Origin of the sequence: Sporosarcina sp. P34 (genome assembly GCF_002743375.1) — a bacterium.
GTDB lineage: Bacteria > Bacillota > Bacilli > Bacillales_A > Planococcaceae > Sporosarcina.
In genome coordinates, this window is the sequence record NZ_PDZC01000004.1 from 102,192 (window position 1) to 125,081 (window position 22,890).

Consider the following 22,890-nt stretch of genomic DNA (forward strand, 5'->3'; position numbering starts at 1 on the left):
CGTAAAAGACCGCTAATTCGTTTATGAATTAGCGGTCTTTTACATGCTTTTTACTGTTTTACACTATTTAGGTAAGTTATGCCAACCTAATTAGTGGATGATTCATACGAACCGCGCTGTTGCCGGACGCGTTCCGGATCCCTTCACTTAGCCATCATAATTCAACATCCCATAAAACACACCTTTACGTTCCATCAGTTCTTCGTGACTTCCCGATTCGAGTAGCTCGCCGTCTGCCAGTACGAAGATTTTGTCTGCTTGCTTAATCGTGTTCAGACGATGTGCGATGACGAAGCTTGTTCGACCTTCCATAAGACGCTCCAACGCATCCTGTATTGCAAGCTCTGTCACTGTATCAATACTGCTAGTCGCTTCGTCGAGCAATAGCAGGATCGGATCGGCCACTAGCGCACGGGCGATGGATAAAAGTTGTTTTTGCCCTTGCGATATCTCTTCGCCGCCAGCCGTCAACACCGTATCATAGCCCATCGGTAACTTGTTGATAAAGCTATGGGCATTGGCTTTTTTAGCGGCTTCTTCGACTTCCCCGTCCGTTGCGTCAAGTCGGCCGTAGCGAATGTTTTCGCGCACGGTCGCTTCGAACAGGAACGGATCTTGCAAGACGAAAGCCATTTGGCTGCGCACGGTTTGGCGTGGCAGTTCATCAATTGGAATACCGTCGAGTAGAATTTGGCCGCTGTCTACTTCGTAAAAACGTGACAGCAATTGCATGATCGTCGTCTTCCCTGCTCCTGTTGCCCCAACGAAGGCCGCTGTTTCGCCTGATTGAACGTGGAAACTAAGATTCTTAATAATCGCTTCTTCTTCATAACCAAATGTTACATTGCGAAACTCGACATCACCATGTAAGGTTTCAACCTGTGCCGTTGCTTCGTCTTTTTCAATAGGCTCGTCCATAATCGCAAACACTCGCTCTGCACCCGCGATGGCGGAGAGTACAGTGTTAAATTGATTAGCCAAGTCATTTAGAGGACGCGTAAATTGCCGTGCGTACTCACTGAAGATCACAATAGTTCCAACCGTTACGCCACCATACCCTGTCACCGCCAGCAGTCCGCCTACCCCCGCAACAATCGCAAACGATAGATTATTCAGCGTGTTCATCACTTTCGGAATGAAACCTGAATACGTCTGTGCCCAGAAACCTGTTGTACGTAGACGTTCGCTTTTTTGTGCGAACTCTTCCATGACATTCTGTTCCTGCGAGAATGCTTTGACGACTCGTTGACCTGAAATCGTTTCTTCAATCATGCCGTTTAATTCACCGATTGCACGTTGTTGTTCTTTAAATAAAATACCCGTACGCCGAGTGATCCAGCGCATCGCAATGAACATTAACGGAATGATGATCATCGTCAGCAACGTCAATAACGGACTGAGATACAGCATGATGGATACTATACCGATAAGTGTCAGCACGCTTGAAAACACTTGAATCAATGAGGAATTTAACGTCTGGCTGACATTCTCGATATCATTCGTCACACGGCTCATCAATTCGCCGTGCTGGCGTTTATCGAAGAAACGGATAGGGAGCTTCTGTAGATGGCCAAATAATTGCGTGCGCAGACGATAGACAGTTTGTTGTGCGATTCCGACCATCCAGTAGTTTTGAAAATACGTAGACAACGAGAAGCCCGCATACACGAGCAGTAAAAAAACAATCTGCATACTGAGCCCATCCACTTTTTTCGGAATGATGAAGTGATCAATAATGTTTCCGATCAGTAAAGGGCCGATTAGCGCTAGGGCTGAACTGATTAAAACAAGTGCCAACACAGTGGCCAGTAACCCTCGTTGCCGATCCACTAAGCGCCAAATACGTGCGAGCACGGACTTCCAGTTACCCGCTTTCTGAACTTTTTTACGTTGTACTTTTGATATATCTGCTTTCTGGATAATAGGTTCATAGCCAAATGGTTTTCGCATCATGCCACTCCCCCACTCTGTTGCGATTTCGCAATTTCCCGATAGAAGCTAGACGTTTGAAGTAGCTCTTCATGCGTACCATAGCCTACAATCTCGCCTTCTGATAATAATAAAATTGTATCAGCAATTTTAGCAGTTTGAATTTTTTGCGTGACAATCAGCATCGTTGTATCTTCTTCCTGCAATGAATCCCATAATGATGACTCCGTTTGAACATCGAGCGCACTGGTGCTATCATCCAAAATCAGTAAAGATGGTTTACGAATCAATGCGCGCGCAATCGACAAGCGCTGTTTTTGTCCACCCGATAAATTCACACCGCGCTGCCCCACTCGTGTTTCATAACCATCCGAAAAATTCATAATAGACGAATGAATTTGTGCCTTTTTAGCGGCTTCTTCCATTTCATCGGCAGTAGCATTTGGTTTACCCCATAACAGATTATCAATGATCGAACCTGTAAAGAGCATCGAGTGTTGCGGTACATAACCGATCATGGTCCGTAACGTATCGAGTGGCCAATCTGTTATATTTTTGCCATTGATCCACACCGTACCTTCCGTCGCAGTGAACATGCGTGGGAGTAGTTGTAGCATGGTAGATTTACCAGAACCGGTCGCGCCCATGACGACGAGTTTCTCACCCGCTGCGACTTCAAACGATACATCTTTGAGTACGTCTTCAGTCGTTCCTGGATAACGGAAAGATACATGTTCAAAACGAACAGAAACTGCTCCTTGGTGGCGATTGTCAACTATCTCTAGCTTTTCGAGATCAGCATCCGCAACTAGCAGTTCTTCCATTCGATCGGAAGACGCTTTTGCGCGAGAGAAGATGACAATTAAAAAAGAAAACATGGAGAAGGCACTTGTCATGCGCATCGTGTAGTTGACGATCGCCACAATATCCCCGACAGGCATATCTGAATTGCGGACTTCATCTGCACCGAACCAAAGTACCGCCATGAAGCTGACGTTCATTATAAACAATAACACTGGCAAAATTAATTCCATTAAACGCATCGCATGTACACTGTCTTTTTTTAGTGCACTTGCCGCTTTGGAAAAACGGTTCGTTTCAAAAACACCTCGTAAATAGGCTTTAATCAGACGAACCGCTTGCAAGTTTTCTTGTACGAGATGATTGACACCGTCTAAACGGCGTTGGACTAATCCAAATAATCGGACTCCCTTGCGCGCCATAATCACGAGGAATACTGCCAAGAACGGCGCACCAATCAATAGAAAGACCGCAAGCTTCGGACTGACGACGAATGCCATAATCAGACTGCCGAGCACCATCAACGGCGCACGTGCCATAATTCGTAGTCCCATGAAGAGAGCGTTTTGGACGAGTGTCACGTCACTTGTCAAACGTGTAATAAGACTCGACGTCGGAAAGCGCAAAAATGCCGCAAGCGAAAACGTTTGGACACGCTGAAATAATGCTTGCCTAAGATCATAGCCGAAACTTTGTGCAGCATGTGCAGCGAAATAGGAATTGACGACGCCCGAAAAGAGCGCCACGAAGGCAAGTCCCATCATGACACTCCCCCAGATCAACACCGTGTTCAAATCCTCTTTCATAATTCCTTCATCTATAATTCTACCGATCAGCAATGGCTGGATTAATTCGACTGATAGTTCAAGTAACATGAGTAAAATGGCGATAAGCATTGGCCACTTGTAAGGTAGTGCATAGCGGAAAATCGTCTTCATCTAATTCACCCTTTACGTGCCGTCTTTGCCTTCATTATGGCATATAGGAATATGGCGTGTACAGGCGAAAAGCTATACTTCGCTGTGATCGTATTCTTGGATGGATTCTGGGAATGGAGCATCTTCCTTCTTGCGATTCCCTCCGATCGATAACCAGATAACCCCCGCAAGCATGATGACTGCACCACTTAGTTGCCAGACCCCCATCGTCTGACCGAGCCAAAACACAGAGATAATCATCGCGGTGAGCGGTTCGAAACTGGAAAGAACGCTCGTTTCAACGGGGGAAATATACGTCATGCTTTGCAAAAACATGATGAATGCCAGTGTTCCCATTATGATGACGAGTAACAACATGCCCATTGACGGACCATCGAGCAAAACACCAAGATTCATGAAGAACATCGGCAAGTTAAGGATGAATAAAGTAATGCCGCCAATGAACATTCCCCAGCCGACAACGAGTAACACACCCCACTCCGCCATTAGAACTACGGGATATAATGTGTAAAAAGTGAAGGCAAATCCCACAATTACCCCCCAGACAATCGCGGTTGTATCTAATGAAATGCTTGAGAATGAACCATTGGTCAAAAGCAAGAACAAGCCGAATAACGCCACGACCATACCGACTACTTGACTGCCTGGTGGGAAGGACTTTTGTAGGATGGAAAGTAGAATGATGATATAGACTGGCGCAACGAACTGGAATAATGTTGCAACTACCGCGTCACTATATGCAATGGTTTGGACAAATCCGAACTGGACCCCAAGCATTCCGATAATGCCAAACATCACCATTTTTCGTAACCACAACTTCTGTCTCATAGGACGACCAACTTGTATGCCTTTTGCTTTTAATAATGCTAGTACTACAGCGCCCGCAATGATCAAACGTAGGATTAACATCATAGAAACTGACATCTCACTATAGTCTAAAATCCACTCCATCATAGGTCCAGTGGCGCCCCATAACATTGAACCTACAATGATCATCACAATTCCTTTTAATCGCAACATGATCTATCACCCCTGTCTAAATTGTTGCTTTTATTCGTGTATAGTATAAAATTCACATGTCAGATGTAGACAACACTGAAACTTCATTTATAATAGTCATATAGTAGAATTGGAAAGGAGTACCATTATGCATACAATTCCGTTACCCGAGATTAGTGAACACCAAGCATTGGTCGATAGTCTAAATAAATACCAATTAGTGACACATACTGATGGCGAAGGTCTAATCACCTATGCCAATCAAAATTACCTAACGGTTAGTGGTTGGACTCCGAAACGCATCTTAGGTAAATCGTTTTGGCAAATGTTTTCGGATCAACCCCACAGTCAGGAAATAGCGAACTCCATTTGGGATTGTTTGCTGTCCGGCAAAACATGGGCGGGTAAAATAGAAAAAGTGACCCGCATAGGTGAACCGTTCTTCGTGAATACACTTGCCGTCCCTACTCTATCCAATGCCGGAGAACTACAGTCCGTGTTTTTTCTAGAACTTGATATTACAGAAGACGTTCGCTTGCAGGAACGCTTAGGAGAAATTGCATTCATTGACGTAGAAACCGGGCTGATGAGTCGTCACAAGCTAGAACAAGTAGTGAATGACTCTATCGCAAAAGCCACGCATTTTTCATTCGTCTATTTAACGATCGATCATTACTACACTATGAAAGAGCTGCAATCTCAAGAATCTGAGACGCAGCTGATTCAAGAATTCACCAACCGATTAAAGCGCTACTTCCAAGATAGTCCCATTGCGCGTATCGATACGAATAGTTTCGTCGTGCTAACAGCTTTCGGTGATTGGTATATTCAAGGCTTCTATGAATTCTTAAAACAACAGCCGATCTACCTTAGCCACAACGCGCAAACACTTTCGATAAGTGGCGGGATTGTACGTTTCCCCGAAGATCAACAAACCTATACGCAACTATACAAAGTTGCGCTGACTGCTGCGGCCGATGTCATTAGTCAAGGTGGCGGACGGATCGCTTCATTAACTGCTCAGTCTCATAAAATTCTAAACCGCCGTTTGGAAATTGACCGCAAGATGCTAACAGCACTGGATCGGAATTCATTGCATGTAGCCTATTTGCCGCAATTCGATGTGGCGAGCGAGAAAATTACTTGCTACGAAGCGCTCGTCCGTTGGGAAGATGAAGATCTTGGTGTCATCAGTCCTGACGAATTGATACCGATTGCAGAAGAAAACGGTTTGATTGAAGAAATCGGTGCTTACGTCGCAGAAGAAGCAATGACGTTCGTAACGAAATGGCATCGGGCAGGTAATGATATGAGGATCTCCATCAACTCTTCTATTCGTGAATCTTTGAACCCACAATGGAAAGACCGATTGATCTCCATCATAAATGAAACAGGTTGCCCTGCAAATAAGGTACATCTTGAGTTCACGGAAAAGTTCGCGCTTAAAGCGGAGGAAGAACAATCCGTACTGGCGCAAATGTCCGAACTACAAAACCTGGGTTTACAGTTCACTCTCGATGATTTCGGCTCCGGATATGCGTCTTTGCGCTACTTGCAGCATTTGCCAATCACTAGCGTCAAAATTGACCGTGTCTTTACCGAAACATTGTTAAGCAATCCGAAAACGCAGAAATTAGTCGAAGGATTAATCCAACTTTCAAAAAAACTAAACTTGTATACAGTCGCAGAAGGCGTCAGCAATGAACAGCAATTTGAATTGCTAAAAGAAATGGGTATCGATGCAATGCAAGGTCATTTCATCGGAATGCCAATGCCCGCTGAGCAAATCGAAATCAACTAAATTATCGCAATCAAATTAGATGGAGCTCCTTTCATAAAGAAAGGGCTCCATTTTTTCTATCTCATTCAGTTGTGGTAGGTCTCAGTGCGTTTGATTACAGCTTACTGTACGGGAGTTGAAAAGACAACCTTTTTTGATTGGGTGGTGGGGGTGTATGGCTTGATTGCGCGCGCGTGATAGAGCGCTAGGCTGGGTTTATTGAGCGGAATTCGAATGCGATAGAGCGCGTGGACGAGTTCATTGAGCGGATCTCGAACGCGATTGAGCGCGTGGACGAGTTTATTGAGCGGATCTCGAACGCGATAGAGCGCTTGGACGGGTTCATTGAGCGGATCTCGAATGCGATAGAGCGCGTGGACGGGTTCATTGAGCGGATCTCGAATGCGATAGAGCGCGTGGACGGGTTCATTGAGCGGATCTCGAATGCGATAGAGCGCGTGAACGGGTTGAGCATGATTCGAACGTGATAGAGCGCGTGGACGAGTTTGTTGAGCGGATCTCGAACGTGATAGAGCGCGTGGACGGGTTCATTGAGCGGAATTCGAACGTGATAGAGCGCCCGAACAAATTCATTGAGCGGATCTCGAACGCGATAGAGCGCCCACGTAGTTGTAGTGGGCGCTCAAGCCTTATTTTACTATCGATTCGATAGGTTGCACACTATTCGTTGTTTGCCCAGCTCTTTCCAACGTATCCAGAGGCGTGAAATGGTCTAATGTGTAGCTGTTTACTTCATTTACGGACATCGTGTAGAGGGCATTGCCGCTATACACTAGACGTTGAATTTCTTTTTCCCAGTCCATGTATTTATGCGTCATGCGTTTGGTCAGATCGGCTGTTTGGACGATGCCGCGTTGCGCTGTAATTTCGTAAAGCATTGCACCAGAGCTTTGAAGATCTAGGATGTTTTCACGCTTGGATTGCTCGTACACCGAAATTGGAAAGCCAAATAAGTGGCGTGTTGGATGGATGAACAAGGCGTGATGATCGTGCTGGACAGAGGAATAGGTGCCTTGCCCGCCAATCACTTCAGAAGCGGTTTCTTTTGGATTGGAAAAATCGGTTACGTCGAACACTGAGATTTTCATGCCGCCTGTTTGGATGATAGGGGCGCCGCCTTGCGGATTTTTCTTTGCGATTGTTTCATAGCCAAAGCCGATCAAATGGCCTTCGTCAAGCGGATGCAAGTAGTTGCTGAAGCCAGGAATCTTCAGCTCGCCAAGCACTTTCGGGTGATTTGGGTCCGCCACGTCCATGACGAAGAGTGGGTCCGTTTCGCGAAACGTTACCATATACGCTTTATCCCCCATAAATCGCGCGGAATAAATGCGTTCATTGACCGCCAGATTCTCGACTGAGCCAACTTGTTTCATATTTTCATCGAGAATGAATAAATGGTTCTTCGCTTTATTACGTTCATCCCAGAGATTCCCTTCTGTTGTGACTGTACGGAAGTAGCCATTGTGCTCATCCATCGAAAACTGGTTTAAAATTGTTCCTTTCAGTTGAGCTGTTTGTAGAAAATGCACTTGTGTTTTGTCAAGGCTGAATTTGAATACTTCGCTAGTACTTTGTTGATTGTTTTGGTAGTTTGTGGACGTCAGATACAGATGATCTGGAGACATATAGAGCTGTTCACCACTGCCCAGATAAGCTTTTGTATTGACCTCTCCCCCTTCTCCCGACTCGATGTCGAGTGTCGTGATGACCGAGTATGAGGGTTCCATCGCGCCTGGCAAAATCGAGATTTTACCGAGTGCTAGCGGCTGCACTTTTTGGTCCGCCGCGGAATCATACACTTTCGGCACTAGCTGATCTTCTACCGAAATCGGATGATCATACCATAGGAATGGCTGATTATTCGTGATCATGTAAACGAATTGGTCAATTTTGCGTGTTCCAATGACATAGCCTTCAGCACCTGTTTCCCGAATGAGTTTCGGATTCGTGCGGTCTGTGACATCATAGACACGAATGACAGACATTTGTTGCATCGGCATTATGCGATCTTCCGTCCTGTTCGAATCCATATTGGATGTCGGCGCGTCCAGATTTCGGCCACCAATTAATACGACTTTATCTTGATCTACATATAGTTGGTTTGCATAAAACCCATCCGAAAAGTCCACCTCACTAGCATGAATCATATCGTTTGGATTGCGAATATCCGTGATCAGAAGTCTTTCTCCACTTAGCACATCGTAGAGGTAATTACCGTCTGTTTTGACAGTGTCTGCCTCATCCACGCCCGCCACTTGCTGATTGGTCTGGGAATGATCGACACTGGCACCGGAAGCTTTATCTTCTGAGGAAGACTCCACCGTGATTTCACTATGCCCTTGTCGTTCCACCCGTTCAAAGAAGTTCTCTATTTCCTTCATGGAAGTAACGGGCTGTACCGATTCGATGACGGTAAATGAAAGAACTTTATCTTCAGCACGTTTCCATATTCCAAAACTTGTAGATGGGATATGCAATGTATAATCCCCCGGCTGTAGCCCTCCTACTTGCAATGACGTGTTGTTATTTCCGTACGAAAGCTCGGCAGGTGTTTTCTTATTACCTTTCATAACATGGAACTTCGAAGCATCCAAGTTTTCACTAACCGGGTCCGTAAAGTAGACATTCAGCGACTGACCCGCGAGCACGGACTTCGTGGATGTGATACCAACTTTCGGCCAGAATAGGAAACTGATCAATACAACGATTCCGATCGTTCCAGCTATCCCCCATACAATGAGCCATCTTCCTGTATTCATCATGTTCATCTCCTCTTGTGTAGTATGTATAAGAGTAGACTGCAAACTGTTGGTTTCGTTACATCCTATTAAAAAAAGCTAAAAACGCTCTTTTTATAGAGTGATTTTAGCTTGGTCATAGCTTTTTCCATTTTCCATCGCCTTCTATGTTTCTGATTGATTGTCCCATATGAAATAGATTTTCAAGCTCCAGTTCGTCCAGATATCCCCTGAGTTCAAGCATGACATGATCGGTATCGATCTTCTCCTTATTGAATAGACTGATATCAACCGGCAGCGGGACTTTCATTTTTTGTCCCGGTTCGATTTCCAATCCAAGATCAGTCGAGTACTTGAAGGGGTTCTCTGTCCAACCTTTCTCCAGTTTCGCCTCGAAGCTGAAGGTTAATGTAGGCTGATGAATGACTCTGTTGGTATCATTATTTATCTCAATTAAGTATTCAATTTTTCCATCTTCCAACGCTTTCTCTTGTAACACCTTGAGTTGTAGATTTTCTAGATCTTCATAAAGTCCTACAGCTGGTACAATCTTTTCAGTTTCAGTGTTTGACTTTTGCAATAATGGGAGCACGAGTAATAGAAATAGTACGGTGGCTGTCGCGACAACGCCCCAGATTACCAGGCTCTGCTTTTTTCTACGGGGGTGAATCCCGATTTCCTTCTTGCGGCCTCGGTCTTTTTCTTGTTTGTCCATCGTATCCCTCCTCTCTACATTTCATATCTACAGATAGTGTACAGTACTAGTCTAATGTATGCAGTAGGCATCTAGTATCGAATTAAATCCGACCCATTTCTTTCATAAAAAAAGAAGAGCAGAAAATCTCTCTTCCTCGCTGTTATTTACACGCTCACAATCGATAATTCTTTAAGTTGTTCAATCGCTTGTTCAATCAACTCCACTTTTTGCACGAGTGCAAGGCGGACGTACCCTTTCCCTGCGGTGCCGAAGATGCTGCCAGGTACCATGACGACACCCGCTTGTTTGATCACTTCGAAGACGAATTCTACGTCGTCCAGGTCGTAAGGATATTTTGCCCAAACGAACATACCGCCTTCAGATGGCGTTGTTTCCCAACCCAGTGATGCGAGTCCGTCCATTAACGCGTGATGGCGTTTGGAGAACTCTGCGCGTAGGCGATCTGTGATCTCTTCACCATTATCAAGTGCCACAATAGCGGCTTCTTGGATCGGCCCGAATGTTCCATAGTCGAGATTGGATTTCAGTTCCCGTAGCACTTTGATCATTTCTGCATTCCCAACAAAGTAAGCGATTCGTGCACCTGCCAAGCTAAAGCTTTTCGACAGCGAGTTGATTTCCATACCGACTTCCATTGCGCCAGGTGTCGTGAGGAAACTTGCCGGACGGTTGCCTGTGAAATAATATTCCGAGTAGGCTGCGTCATGTAGTACGATAATTTCGTTTTTCTTCGCAAACGCTACGACTTCTTTGAAGAAGGCTTCATTCGGCATTGCGGGTACTGGATTTCCTGGCAAGTTCAGAATAAGTAGTTTCGTTTTTTTCAACACATCTTCCGGGACTTCGTTTAGATTGGGCAAGAAGCCGTTCTCCGCAAGCAATGGCATGTAATAAGGCACAGCGCCCGCTAGTTTAATTCCTGCATCATAGGCGACGTAAGCAGGATTCGTTGTCAATACGTAATCCCCTTCGTCACAAAACGCGAAAGGTAAATGAACGAGGCCTTCCTGCGAACCCATCGTCTGCAAGATTTCTGTCTGGGGATTGATGATGACACCTGTCCGCCGCTTGTAGTAATCTGCGACGGCTTCATGGAATCGTTTCGTCCCTCCGAGTGTGTAACCGTAAGAAGATGCTAATGCACTTTGCTCAGACAACGCTTGGCGTACACGCTCGTCAGGCGGAAGATCCGGGCTGCCGAGGCTTAAATCAACGACTTGTGCACCTGTTGCTTTTTTTAATTCAGCAGCTGCTTTTAAGTCGCCAAAGATCGCTGGTGAGAATATGGACATTTTTTTGGAAGGTTGAAAGTTCATGAAGACACGCTCCTTAGCTGTTATATAGTATGGAATGACTTCATTATAACACGCGAAAAGACCGCTTGGATTACTTTTCTTTCGGACATCTGGATGTTTGTTCGCCCGCAATCAGGGAATACTTTTCATAACTACATACTGAGGAGGATGTCACATGAGTCAAGATTCATACGAAAAAATCGACGAGAAGATAGCGGGACAGACACAATCTACACAGCCTGGTGTCGAGGCAGAGATGCATCCCACTCCAATTTATGATGATCCAGCGTTTAAGGGTGCCGATAAACTTAAAGGCAAAACTGCACTGATCACAGGCGGCGATAGCGGAATCGGTCGTGCTGTCGCGGTTGCCTATGCGAAAGAAGGAGCGAATGTGGCCATCGCCTATTTGGCTGATCAGGAAGATGAAGATGCGGATAAAACGATTGAATTAATAAAGAAATATGGTGGTAAAGCGAAGAAATATCAAACGGATATTAGCAGTGACACAAACTGTAAACAGCTGATTGGACAAGTTATTGAAGATTTTGGTGAGCTAAATATACTGGTCAACAATGCTGGAAAACAATTTCCCCAGCAGTCCATCGAAGACATTACTGAAGAACAGTTGAAAGAAACGTTTGAAACGAACTTCTTTGGCTTGTTCTTTATGTCAAAGGCAGCCATTACACATATGAAAAAAGGCGACTGCATAATCAACACTTCTTCAATTACAGCCTATAACGGATCGCCTGGATTACTTGATTACTCCGCGACGAAAGGAGCCATCACAAGCTTTACACGTTCATTAGCCTTAAATGTATCGGACAAAGGGATTCGTGTGAATGCAGTAGCGCCAGGACCGATCTGGACACCATTGATCCCTGCTACGTTCGACGCGGAAACTGTCGCTGAACATGGAGCCGATACACCGATGAAGCGCCGCGGACAGCCTGCTGAGAACGCACCCGCTTATGTTTTCTTAGCTTCAACGGACTCGAGCTATATGACAGGTCAGACGATACACGTGGATGGTGGGGACTTTGTCGGTTCTTAACTTGGAATAAATGGCGGTTGAAATGCGACCGCACTATTGCCTTACAACTAAAAATTTCACACACAATACATGATGCGGTAAGCCATACATATTGGCTTACCGCATCATTTTCATTCCTCAAACGGCCACTTAGGCAACATGCGATTCAACTTCTTATCCCTACGCTCCCCAAGCACATACTCCGCCTGCATAATTGTATGGATTTCTCGCGTGCCTTCATAAATGACGGGCGCTTTCGAGTTGCGTAAATACCGCGCAACTGGATACTCATCCGAATAGCCATACGCCCCATGGATCTGCACCGCGTCATCTGCCGCTTGATTGGCAAAATCACAAGCTTGCCACTTCGCGAGTGATGTTTCACGCGTGTTTCGAACACCACTATTTTTCAATTCACCCGCACGATAAACGAGGAGACGGCTCATCTGATAACCCGCTTCCATCTTTGCAAGCATTTGCTGAACTAGCTGGTGTTCACCTATTTTCTTACCGAACGTTTCACGCGTTGTGGCGTATTCTACACTCGATTCGAGACAGGCATACAATAAGCCCACTGCGCCTGCTGCCACCGTGAAACGACCATTATCTAACGCTGCCATCGCAATTTTAAACCCTTCGCCTTCTTCGCCCAGTAAATTGGCAGCGGGTACGCGAACGTCTTCAAAAAACAGCTCGCCCGTGTTACCTGCACGAATACCATACTTCCCTTTAATGGCCTTCGATGAAAATCCAGGCATTGTACGCTCCACAATAAATGCGCTGATGCCGTGATGTTTCTTCGATTTATCCGTGTAGGCGAAAACGAGAAAATTGTCTGCCGCATCACAAAGTGAAATCCAAGTTTTCTGGCCGTTTAGTACATAGTCATCTCCGTCACGAACCGCTGTAGTTTGAATGGCAGAAACGTCCGAGCCAGCGCCAGGTTCCGTCAATCCGAACGCACCGATTTTCTCACCTTTAGCTTGTGGCACCAAGTACCGTTGTTTCTGGTCATTCGTTCCCCACTGCATCAGTGTCATGCAATTTAAACCGATGTGTACAGAAACTGCAGTGCGAAATGCCGTGTCTCCCCGTTCGAGTTCCTCGCATAGAATCGCTAACGCATTATAATCCATACCGCTGCCACCGTATTTTTCCGGTACACAAACTCCCATGAACCCTAAATCTGCGAGCCGTTTCCAAATTCCCTCGTCAAAACTTCCTTGGGCATCCCATTTCGCAATATGCGGCATGATTTCGGCATCTACAAACTGTCTGGCTGTCTGTCGCAACATGTTCTGTTCATCTGTAAATGTAAAGTCCATCTTCGTGTCCTCCTTTACAATGAAACTAGGCTTTTTCGATACGTGCGTTCACCGCAATCCGCCCGACTGGTATACGGTATACGCGGTTATACAACTGTCGATAAAACTTCCTAAACTGACGTTCATTCAACGCGGGCAGTTGCGAAGTCGTCATCAACAATAATGGATGCTTGAAATTCGTCAGCTTCACCGTTTTATCAAGTGTCAGTCCATTCCGTTCATAAAATGCAATACGTCGTGTTCGGATAGATAATTCTTCTTCATTTCGGGAAAAGTCTGGATCTTCTACTTCGAGTAGTATTCCCGCTGGCGATAACGCATCCAGACGGCGAAGCAGCACGCTACCTAATCCATACGAACGGAATTCCGGCGCTATGGCCAAATAGAGTACGTGAATACCTCCATATTTCGGGATTTCTTGATAGATGGCATAGCCGTAAACATGGATACCGTCCGTCAAGTAGACTGCACGCAAGATGTTTTTCTTTAGTGCTTTGCGCATAATCGGAAACGGAATATGGTCGAGAAATCCGAAGTCTACTGACATGAATTTGAATAACCTATTTACTGTCCGTCGATTGGTTGCGAGATGCTGTAATCCCATCTGTGATGAATTCAAAGTTTGTTGTTGCATTCCACTTCACTCCTTAGAAACACGAGGAGATGGTCTATTGAGATCTAAATCCACGCTTTCCTACCAGTATATACTGTATCAGGCTTGTTGTACGTCAATAACAACTCCGCGTTTCTTCATTTCTTCGATATACAGTTCACCAGGTACGATCTTTTCCGGTGGGTACGCGCCTCTTTTTGTAATGACGCCATTACCAATCATTTGCGCTACAACAGAAATCGTGTTGGCCGTCGCAAGTGCCATGGCTGTTTCGTTAGTGTTCTGATCTTTTTCGGTAATCATATTGAACGTCACCGTATGTGGCTTCCCGTCTTTCGTACCGCTCACTATGACTCGAAGCAAGACGGCATCCGATTTATCCCCAAGGCGTAGTCGCGGCGTCAAATGAGCGAGCATCACGTCGCGCACACGTAACGGTCTACCGTCTACCTGAATCATGGATTCTCTAGATAGTAAACCAAGATCCACTAATACTTGAACCTTTTCAGCATGACCCGGATAACGGATCGTCTTGTATTCTAGCGTCTCGACAGCAGGGAATGACTCAAGCATCGTCGACGTACCACCTGACGTATGGAAGGCTTCCATTTCGCCGTAGCCATCAAATTCCAATGTTTCAATTTCCGATAATGAAGGCAACTCCTTCACTTCGCCATTTCGCCTAACGCGTGACGTATCGGTGTAATGATCGAATAATCCTTCCAATGAAAACACGACATGATAGTTTAGTGGTGGCTCGGGTTTGACCGGCACTCCACCTACGTAAAGTTTGATCGACTGGGTTTCGTCTAGCAACGAAGCACCGTAACCAGCCAGAATATTAATCATGCCCGGCGCCACCCCGAGGTCCGGAATTAGCGTTACGCCTTTTGCAATAGCTTGTTCATTCAGCGCGAGCACTTTTTCCGTCGCGCCACCGATATGTCCGCCTAGATCTACAACATGTACGCCCCGTTCTACCGCACAGCGAGCGACGGATTCATTGAATGTATAGAACAGTGCGTTGACGACGATATCTCCTAATCCAATGACGTCGCTAAGTTGCTCTTCATTCGTAGCATCGAGCAGTAAAATATCGAGTTTTTCATTCATTAGTTCTTCGGCAAAATCTTCTGCTTGCCGAATCGCACGGTCGGCGAGATACACTCTCTTCACTTCGTCCTGCTTCACTAAATCACGTACAACTTCTTTTCCCATTAAGCCTGCACCTAATACCACTACTTTCATCTGCTCATCCCTTCTTCCCATAAGTTCATTCCGTATCGATTTGTGCGCGTTGCAACTTGCCGCTGTAATCGATGTAAATGCTCTTCCATTCCGTAAAGACATCCAGTGCGGCGACACCGGAGTCACGATGGCCGTTCCCCGTCCCTTTCGTTCCGCCAAACGGCAAATGAATTTCCGCACCTGTTGTGCCTGCGTTAATATAGACGATGCCTGTATCTAGGTCGCGTTGCGCGCGGAATACTTTATTGACATCTTGCGAGAATATCGAACTGGACAAGCCATACGCGACGCTGTTATTCACTTCGATCGCTTCTTCAAGACTGCTGACCGTAATCAATGAAACGACCGGGCCGAAAATTTCTTCCTGTGCGAGTCGGCTATCCCATGCGACATCTGCAAACAATGTCGGCTCAACATAATATCCCTTCGCGAATTCGTCTTCATTCAGCACATTTCCACCCGCCACCAAGTTTGCGCCTTCACTTTTGCCGATCTCGATATAGCTTTGGATTTTCTCCAGTGCCTTTTCATTGATCACTGGGCCGACTTTCACCGATTCATCCAGACCGTCACCCATCGTTAGGTCTTTCATACTCTCGATCAGACGTTTCTGCAACTCTTCTTTCACGTCTTGATGAACGATGACTCGGCTACAAGCTGTACAGCGCTGTCCAGCCGTTCCAAATGCGCTCCACAAAATACCTTCTACTGCTAGTTCAATATCTGCATCTTCTAGCACGATGACCGCGTTTTTGCCGCCCATTTCTAGCGATACTTTCTTCAAATGACGACCGCCTAATTCTGCAACGTGGCGTCCTGTTTCAGTCGAGCCGGTAAATGAAATAACACGTACATCGGGATGTTCAATCAGCGCAGTACCAACGTCTGCGCCTGAACCGAAAACGATATTTGCCACACCAGGCGGCAAGCCGGCTTGTTCAAAAATCCACGCCATTTCATACGCCATCAACGGTGTTTCTGTTGCCGGTTTCCAAATAAATGTATTGCCCGCTACAATTGCGGGAAACGACTTCCACGTAGCAATGGCAATCGGGAAATTCCACGGCGTGATCAAACCGACAACGCCAATCGGTGCTCGAACACTCATCGCAAACTTATCCTGCAACTCAGACGGAACCGTTTCACCGAACAACCGTCGACCTTCTCCAGCCATGTAGAATGCCATGTCGATTCCCTCTTGTACTTCACCACGTGCCTCTTCTATGACTTTACCCATTTCCTTCGTCAATACTTGCGCTAGATGTTCCTTTTTGTCTTTCATAATACGGCCAATTTCATAGAGATAATCCGCACGTTTCGGTGCCGGCACCAAAGCCCATTTCTTCTGTGCGATCTTCGCCGCGGCCACCGCTTGCCGAACCTCTTCATCCGATGACAAAGGGACTTGCGCCAGTTCCTCCCCGTTCGCTGGATTGAGTACCGCAGTATAACTAGCAGCTTCTTCTTGCCACACGCCGTCGATATAGTTAGTTAGCTTCATTAAAATTACCCCTTTCTGCTCCAAATAGTTTTCGTTCGTTGTCTCTATTAGAATTGTTCGACAATATATCATCCTATTCCTTTAAAGCTGGATGTATTCCGGATAAATTAACTTGATAGGTGGGCGTGGATAACAGGTATAGAGCGCTTGCGTGGTTTAATAGAGCGGTTAAATGTACGGATAGAGCACTTCAGGTGGTGCATAGAGCGCGTATAAAGATGTATGAGCGGATGCCATGGAAGTATGAGCGCTTAAGCCGAAAGATTGAGCGAGAAGCCCGGAGCACGGATCCAAGAGCTATCTCCTCGACACTATGGCCAGCCTCATCACGCAAAAAACCGCCACAGCAAGTCGGGAACTCCAACTCGCCATGACGGCTTGCATTCATTACAACAAATACCAAATATAGTGTGCTTCCTCGTGACTACCCGGTGTAAGTGCAACACTTTTTGGATAATGCATCTTCTCCACAGCCATTTCCATTAACTTGCTAACATGCGGATTCAACTGTTCCGCCTTAGCAAACAACTCCAATACACGCTCCGAAGAATTACCCTGCGCGCGTTCCATCTCTACCAACCAAGATAAATACCAATACGCAGCGTCCTCTTTAGAAACATCCATACAGGCTTCTAACACCTGTGTGGCTTGATCTATTTCTCCTGAATGAATCAATGAAGAAATCGCCAAGTACCGTGCACTTTGATGGTCAAAGAGGTCGAGCGACAGTAGACGCAAGAAGATCTCGCTCGCTTCAACAAAACGATCTTGCTCATAGAGCCACACACCGTACTGCATCAAGCTACGCAAATACGGACGATTTGGTGCGAACTTCCACGCTTCTTCCGCGCGATGGTCAAACTGCTTTTCACCAGAGAATATCGCTTGTTTAAAGAATTTCTCCTGCTCGTCCTTCGAATCAGTCAGCTCCGTCTGAAGTAACAATGCGTCGACATTCGTCGGATCAGCGCCATATGCACCTACTGCGAAGTCATGTCGCTGTTCGATCGTTTCGGCATTGTACGCCATATAACAGAGCATCTGTGCTTCTTGTTGTTGATTTTCCGGCTCGAATGGTTGCTGAATCACTTCTTGAATATACGCTTGCGCTTCTTCAAACGAATCAAAGTTATGCTTTTGCGTCAACATATGCACTTGCCAGTTCATTTGCTCAGATGGTAGTGGATGGGTACCGATATGATACGCGGCATCTTGCTTCCCTTCTGCCATCATCTTTTCGAGTTCCTCAATCTTCTCTAGCAGAATATCCGTATGCTTTCGGAATGAAGAGACGGAAACCCCGAACAGTTTACCCACTTCCGCTTGCGTATACGTATTCGGCATCATACTCGTATCGACTGCCAATTGGAACGCTGCCGCAGCGAGTACTTCGGGCTTACGGAATTTCGGGTTTTGATCGGTAAAGTAGTAGGCCATCAAGGACAGTAACATTTCATACGCACCCGGATGGAGCTCTTCTTTTTCAAGTTGAGCATCCAATATTTCTACTACTTGACGTTGTAGCGGTGTAAAATTCTGCTCGACTACATCAGATAATGTCTGAACGTCCAGTTTACAAACGACTTCGTAAATGTCGACGAGATGCTTCTTGAAGAAATCGAAGCTGTTTTTCTCTTCGCTCGTTTCCGCTAGTTTCTGCACACGCGTCAATAGTTCTTCACTCATATGACCATTCACTGCAATAGCCGAAATCGGCATGACCCAGCGCTCTTCATTGCGCATCTCTTCTAGGACGATAGCGATGACTGCGCGAACATCTTCAGGCTCACCTGCTTCTCTTGCTAGTAAATACTCGCCTTCTCCTAGAATTTCTTTCATATGGTAGACATCTTTATCAGACTTCGTCACTTCTGCGAATGTAATGAAAGCATTCTGCCAACTTCTCAAAATAGCACGTACTGCCCTGTTTTGCGTGCGGTTGAGCGCTTTTACAAGGTGGCGTCTCCATAGATCTTTACGAACGATGAAGAAATAGTAATCGCTGACATTCGTCACGAGTTCCTCTTCTTCCATCCACTCACCCAGGCGTCCAGCCCATTCTTTCAATAATCCTTCTAATGATTGAATCTCAGCAGGAGACAAGGATGTTTCATAATAACTATTTAATACTTTCCTTAATTCTTCTTGGACCGTATTTGTGCCCGGCATCTCTGTTTTGCCGCAGCAGTTCTCTACGATTTCCCCACTTCCGCATGGGCATTTTTCTTTATTCCCTATCACATCGAACACAACCTTTTCTTTTTACTATACCATACTAAAAAGAAGCTCCGCATGCATAGCAGCATACGAAGCCCCTTGTTTTAGTTTTCAGACTGTTCTTTCACTTCTCCAGTAGTAGACGAAGTTGGTGGTATGACCCGTTTTATGAATAGCGATAAGATCAATGCGATAAGTGTAATTACCGTCGAGATGAAGAACGCGTGATTGACGCCGTCGAGCATCGCCATCCGTCCAATCTCTTCTTTCATAGCGGAGACATCGACTCCAGATGCGGCCAAATCTTTCGCTTGGGTAGCTGCAGACACATCCAATCGCTTGGTCATGAGCGTCAATAACAAGGCCGAACCAATCGCGCCAGACACTTGCTGCAATGTATTATTCATCGCCGTACCATGCGGATTCGAGATCATCGGCAACGAGTTCATTCCATTTGTCATAACCGGCATCATAACCATCGATAAACCGAACATCCGAAGCGTATAGACACCCATCAAATAATAATAACCCGTATCCATGTGCAATTGGCTCAATAAATACGTCGTGAATACTGAAATGCTAAGTCCTGTGTAAACGAGGACACGCGGACCGTATTTATCGAATAAACGACCTGTGATGGGCGACATGATTCCCATTAATACTGCACCGGGTAACATCAACAGTCCGGCATCCAGTGGTGAAATTCCGCGCACGTTTTGCACATACAACGGTGTCAAAATCATTCCAGAAAACATCGCCACAGACAGCACCATCGATACGACGGAAGCGAGAGCAAACATCGGGTACTTGTAAATACGAAAATCGAGCATGGGCTCTGTCATGCGTAATTGTTTTAGGATGAACAGTACGAGCGATACCGTACCGAGCGCGATCGTGCCATAGACGAACGGAGAGCTCCACCCCTGTTCACCTGCAGAACTGAATCCATACAACAAGCCACCAAAACCGATAGTCGATAATACTAATGAAGAGAAATTGATGCGGACGTCACGATTCGGTGTAATATTCTTGAGTTTGAAAATTGCAAGAGCCAGTGTGAGCAATGAAATTGGCAACACAATCTCAAACAATGTCCGCCACGAATAATGCTCAATTATCCAACCAGACAATGTCGGCCCAATTGCCGGTGCCGTGAACATCACTAGACCGAACATCCCCAATGCCGCTCCCCGTTTTTCAATCGGGAAAGCCGTCAACATTACATTCATCAACAACGGCATCATCAATGCAGAACCGGATGCTTGAATCATACGCGCAACTACTAGTAAAGAGAATGTCGGCGCAATGATGGCGATCAACGTTCCTAACGAGAAAAGCACCATCGCGGTAATGAAGATTCTTCTATTTGTAAATTTCTGAATGAAAAACGCACTGGCAGGAATCATAATCCCGTTGACGAGCATATAACCTGTCGTCAGCCACTGAACGGCCGAAGGGGAAATCGAAAACTCTTTCATAATGACCGGCAATGCGATATTCAGTAACGTATTGTTCAAGATCGCAACGAACGCACCTATAAATAATATGGCAATGATGCCATAAGGCGGTTTCTCATGCATTTTTTTAATTTCTATTGATTCTACCATTTTATCCTCCTATAACATGTGAAAATTATGTCAGAAGTATATTTTATACCGGCAGTACATTTATTACAACTAAAATAATTCAAAAACCTTTGAGGCTTGATATAACAATGTTTTAGGAATAGTATAAGAAGTATACACAGAGTATAAAAATTTACATGTACAGGTGATTATCTATGAATGACCGCAAAAAGCACGTCTTGCTTATCGCAAAACAACTGTTCATCGACAAAGGCTTTCATGCAACATCCATCCAAGACATTTTGGATGAAGCACAAATTTCAAAGGGAACTTTCTATAATTACTTCCCCTCTAAAAATGAATGTCTAATGGCGATATTGCAAGACGCATATTGTATAAGTTACTTACGAAGAAATGAGCTAGCGATTGGCAAAGATCTGGCAGACCCCGACCTGCTCGCTGCCCAAATTGAAATTCGTTTGACGATGAATCGACAACAAAACTTGTTACCGTTGTTTGAAACTATCGTTCATTCACCTGACGATGAGCTACGTCAATTTGTGAAACAGATGCATTTTCGAGAACTCGCATGGCTTGCGAAACGTCTGGTCAACGTCTATGGCGAGGAAGTAAAGCCATACTCCTATGATTGCGCTTCGTTACTATTTGGTTTCATCCAACATGCGCTGAATATCTGGAAAAGTTCGACTACCGAGCCCATCGATACGATGAAACTAGTGGATTTTGTTATGCAACGAATGGAAGTGATCGTACCCGATATCGTAAAACGAGACGCTCATTTCCTATCACAGAACTTGCTAGAAGATATCATAACGGCCGAAGAGATATGTCCGATGACATGCGAAGTGTTGATAGAGAGTTTGCAAAAGTTCGTTGCCAAGTTACCGAAGGAAGAAAGTCAAAGGACGTTATATAGCCAGTTTTTACTAGATGAACTGTCCGCTGAACAACCAAGAATCTACTTACTAGAATCCGTTGTGCGCTCGTTCCGTCAAGCGTTCGAAGGCTCGGAACTACAACTGCAAGCAATCGAATTATCCGCAGCGGTTTGGGGATTCATCCATCAATCTCAATGAAAATGAGACTAGCCAAGTCAGCGAAAATGACTTGGCTAGTCTCTTTATCATAGTTGAAGATAGAAAAAACTAATTAATCGCAGCGTACCACGTCACTCCGGACTACTCACGAACTTGATGATTCGGTTCTTCTCCTTGCGCAAATGCAAGCAATGCTTCCACGTTTAGCTTCATCATCGCCTTGCGCGTCTTCACCGTCGCACTCCCAATATGCGGAAGCACCGTCACATTCGGCAACGTCAGCAACGGATGATCTAGCGGAACAGGCTCCGTCTCGAACACGTCTAGCCCTGCTGCATGAATCTTATTCGTGCGGAGCGCTTCAAACAGCGCGTCTTCATCCACAATCCCGCCACGCGCAACATTAATCAGAATGCCCGTCTCTTTCATCTCGGATAGTTGCTTCTCCCCAATCATACCTTTCGTCTCTTCACTATACGGCACCAAAATTAACACGTAATCGGACGACGCTAGTAAATCGGAAAGCTCGGCATAACGACAGCCATACATGTCTTCCATTTCAGACTTGCGGTTACGGTTGTGATACAGCACGTCCATATCGAACCCTTTGGCACGTCTCAACACCGCTTCACCAATTCGCCCCATGCCGATGATACCAAGCGTAGCCCCGTACACTTCAGTTCCAGTGAAACCAAGCGGCTCCCAAGACGTCCAGCGCCCTTCGCGCAACGCGTTCTCTGCACCGATCAAATCACGGCCCGTAGCCATCAATAAAGCGAACGCCAAGTCTGCCGTTGTTTCTGTTAGCACATCCGGTGTATTCGTTACGATAATATTCCGTGCTGCCGCTGCTTGGACATCGATGTGATTATAGCCCACTGCCATATTAACGATTAATTGTAATGAAGGGGCTGCATTAAGTACTTCTTCGTCGATCTGATCGGAAATGACGGTCCATAGTGCATTCACGTCAGCTACTTCTTTTAACAATACATCACGAGGAACGGCTTCACTCGTCGACTCCCACATGCGTACTTCGTAGTGTTCGCGTACTGGGGCAACTATTTCTTCCGGCATCGCTCGACAAATATATACTATTGGTTTCATG

The 22,890-nt window shown here is 45.6% G+C and carries 17 protein-coding genes; 4 read left to right on the forward strand and 13 right to left on the reverse strand.

The features are described 5' to 3' along the window. Nucleotides 1-147 precede the first annotated feature (147 nt). From CSV63_RS08685 to CSV63_RS08695, 3 genes are all read right to left on the reverse strand, one after another. Entirely contained in the window at nt 148-1,953 is a 1,806-nt protein-coding gene (locus CSV63_RS08685) for an ABC transporter ATP-binding protein (protein WP_369823818.1), read from the reverse strand. Beyond that, on the reverse strand, nt 1,950-3,668 hold the full coding sequence (locus tag CSV63_RS08690) for an ABC transporter ATP-binding protein (protein WP_099695482.1): 1,719 nt from the start codon (nt 3,666-3,668) through the stop codon (nt 1,950-1,952). Before CSV63_RS08690 ends, CSV63_RS08685 begins: the two co-directional genes overlap by 4 nt. 72 nt (nt 3,669-3,740) lie before the next feature. Next, entirely contained in the window at nt 3,741-4,688 is a 948-nt protein-coding gene (locus tag CSV63_RS08695; RefSeq protein ID WP_099695483.1) for a DMT family transporter, read from the reverse strand. A gap of 127 nt (nt 4,689-4,815) precedes the next feature. On the opposite strand from CSV63_RS08695, the gene CSV63_RS08700 reads away from it, so the two are divergent. Then, entirely contained in the window at nt 4,816-6,468 is a 1,653-nt protein-coding gene (locus CSV63_RS08700; protein ID WP_099695484.1) for a sensor domain-containing protein, read from the forward strand. 227 nt (nt 6,469-6,695) lie between these two features. Next, a complete protein-coding gene (locus tag CSV63_RS08705; RefSeq protein WP_099695485.1) occupies nt 6,696-6,935 on the forward strand; it encodes a methyl-accepting chemotaxis domain-containing protein in 240 nt (79 codons plus the stop codon). A 162-nt stretch (nt 6,936-7,097) separates the two neighbouring features. Here the strand turns inward: CSV63_RS08705 and CSV63_RS08710 are convergent, their stop codons facing one another. The 3 genes from CSV63_RS08710 to CSV63_RS08720 all read right to left on the reverse strand — a co-directional run bounded on the left by CSV63_RS08710 (nt 7,098) and on the right by CSV63_RS08720 (nt 11,240). Then, on the reverse strand, nt 7,098-9,227 hold the full coding sequence (locus tag CSV63_RS08710; RefSeq protein ID WP_158233937.1) for a beta-propeller domain-containing protein: 2,130 nt from the start codon (nt 9,225-9,227) through the stop codon (nt 7,098-7,100). A 115-nt stretch (nt 9,228-9,342) separates the two neighbouring features. Then, on the reverse strand, nt 9,343-9,921 hold the full coding sequence (locus CSV63_RS08715; RefSeq protein WP_099695487.1) for a hypothetical protein: 579 nt from the start codon (nt 9,919-9,921) through the stop codon (nt 9,343-9,345). A gap of 146 nt (nt 9,922-10,067) precedes the next feature. Then, the gene (locus tag CSV63_RS08720) at nt 10,068-11,240 is read right to left on the reverse strand and encodes an aminotransferase class I/II-fold pyridoxal phosphate-dependent enzyme (protein WP_099695488.1); all 1,173 of its coding nucleotides are present in this window, start codon (nt 11,238-11,240) and stop codon (nt 10,068-10,070) included. A gap of 154 nt (nt 11,241-11,394) precedes the next feature. On the opposite strand from CSV63_RS08720, the gene CSV63_RS08725 reads away from it, so the two are divergent. Beyond that, the gene (locus CSV63_RS08725) at nt 11,395-12,276 is read left to right on the forward strand and encodes an SDR family oxidoreductase (RefSeq protein WP_099695489.1); all 882 of its coding nucleotides are present in this window, start codon (nt 11,395-11,397) and stop codon (nt 12,274-12,276) included. A 110-nt stretch (nt 12,277-12,386) separates the two neighbouring features. Here the strand turns inward: CSV63_RS08725 and CSV63_RS08730 are convergent, their stop codons facing one another. The 6 genes from CSV63_RS08730 to CSV63_RS08755 form a co-directional block, all read right to left on the reverse strand. Further along, nucleotides 12,387-13,580 carry an acyl-CoA dehydrogenase family protein gene (locus tag CSV63_RS08730; RefSeq protein WP_099695490.1) on the reverse strand — a complete coding sequence of 398 codons (1,194 nt, stop codon included), beginning with the start codon at nt 13,578-13,580 and terminating at the stop codon, nt 12,387-12,389. Nucleotides 13,581-13,605: 25 nt separating this feature from the next. After that, nucleotides 13,606-14,214: a GNAT family N-acetyltransferase gene (locus CSV63_RS08735; protein ID WP_099695491.1), complete on the reverse strand. Its 609-nt coding sequence runs from the start codon at nt 14,212-14,214 to the stop codon at nt 13,606-13,608. Nucleotides 14,215-14,292: 78 nt separating this feature from the next. Further along, nucleotides 14,293-15,441, reverse strand: coding sequence for a saccharopine dehydrogenase family protein (locus CSV63_RS08740; RefSeq protein ID WP_099695492.1), 1,149 nt, complete (start codon nt 15,439-15,441; stop codon nt 14,293-14,295). A 25-nt stretch (nt 15,442-15,466) separates the two neighbouring features. Next, on the reverse strand, nt 15,467-16,942 hold the full coding sequence (locus CSV63_RS08745) for an aldehyde dehydrogenase family protein (protein WP_099695493.1): 1,476 nt from the start codon (nt 16,940-16,942) through the stop codon (nt 15,467-15,469). Nucleotides 16,943-17,329: 387 nt separating this feature from the next. Then, complete coding sequence (locus tag CSV63_RS08750) at nt 17,330-19,183, reverse strand: hypothetical protein (RefSeq protein WP_099695494.1); 1,854 nt, start codon at nt 19,181-19,183, stop codon at nt 17,330-17,332. Nucleotides 19,184-19,263: 80 nt separating this feature from the next. Then, nucleotides 19,264-20,766 (reverse strand): DHA2 family efflux MFS transporter permease subunit, encoded by a 1,503-nt coding sequence (locus tag CSV63_RS08755; protein ID WP_099695495.1) that lies wholly within the window; start codon nt 20,764-20,766, stop codon nt 19,264-19,266. A gap of 173 nt (nt 20,767-20,939) precedes the next feature. On the opposite strand from CSV63_RS08755, the gene CSV63_RS08760 reads away from it, so the two are divergent. After that, a complete protein-coding gene (locus CSV63_RS08760; protein ID WP_099695496.1) occupies nt 20,940-21,821 on the forward strand; it encodes a TetR/AcrR family transcriptional regulator in 882 nt (293 codons plus the stop codon). A gap of 102 nt (nt 21,822-21,923) precedes the next feature. Here CSV63_RS08760 and CSV63_RS08765 read toward each other — a convergent pair whose 3' ends face one another. Next, on the reverse strand, nt 21,924-22,889 hold the full coding sequence (locus tag CSV63_RS08765) for a 2-hydroxyacid dehydrogenase (RefSeq protein ID WP_099695497.1): 966 nt from the start codon (nt 22,887-22,889) through the stop codon (nt 21,924-21,926). Nucleotide 22,890 lies beyond the last annotated feature (1 nt).

Bases quoted from the DNA above. Each gene is read 5' to 3' on its own strand.
- CSV63_RS08685 (WP_369823818.1), bottom strand. From the start codon at position 1,953: ATGATGCGAAAACCATTTGGCTATGAACCTATTATCCAGAAAGCAGAT.
- CSV63_RS08690 (WP_099695482.1), bottom strand. From the start codon at position 3,668: ATGAAGACGATTTTCCGCTATGCACTACCTTACAAGTGGCCAATGCTT.
- CSV63_RS08695 (WP_099695483.1), bottom strand. From the start codon at position 4,688: ATGTTGCGATTAAAAGGAATTGTGATGATCATTGTAGGTTCAATGTTA.
- CSV63_RS08700 (WP_099695484.1), top strand. From the start codon at position 4,816: ATGCATACAATTCCGTTACCCGAGATTAGTGAACACCAAGCATTGGTC.
- CSV63_RS08710 (WP_158233937.1), bottom strand. From the start codon at position 9,227: ATGAATACAGGAAGATGGCTCATTGTATGGGGGATAGCTGGAACGATC.
- CSV63_RS08715 (WP_099695487.1), bottom strand. From the start codon at position 9,921: ATGGACAAACAAGAAAAAGACCGAGGCCGCAAGAAGGAAATCGGGATT.
- CSV63_RS08720 (WP_099695488.1), bottom strand. From the start codon at position 11,240: ATGAACTTTCAACCTTCCAAAAAAATGTCCATATTCTCACCAGCGATC.
- CSV63_RS08725 (WP_099695489.1), top strand. From the start codon at position 11,395: ATGAGTCAAGATTCATACGAAAAAATCGACGAGAAGATAGCGGGACAG.
- CSV63_RS08730 (WP_099695490.1), bottom strand. From the start codon at position 13,580: ATGGACTTTACATTTACAGATGAACAGAACATGTTGCGACAGACAGCC.
- CSV63_RS08735 (WP_099695491.1), bottom strand. From the start codon at position 14,214: ATGCAACAACAAACTTTGAATTCATCACAGATGGGATTACAGCATCTC.
- CSV63_RS08740 (WP_099695492.1), bottom strand. From the start codon at position 15,441: ATGAAAGTAGTGGTATTAGGTGCAGGCTTAATGGGAAAAGAAGTTGTA.
- CSV63_RS08745 (WP_099695493.1), bottom strand. From the start codon at position 16,942: ATGAAGCTAACTAACTATATCGACGGCGTGTGGCAAGAAGAAGCTGCT.
- CSV63_RS08755 (WP_099695495.1), bottom strand. From the start codon at position 20,766: ATGGTAGAATCAATAGAAATTAAAAAAATGCATGAGAAACCGCCTTAT.
- CSV63_RS08760 (WP_099695496.1), top strand. From the start codon at position 20,940: ATGAATGACCGCAAAAAGCACGTCTTGCTTATCGCAAAACAACTGTTC.
- CSV63_RS08765 (WP_099695497.1), bottom strand. From the start codon at position 22,889: ATGAAACCAATAGTATATATTTGTCGAGCGATGCCGGAAGAAATAGTT.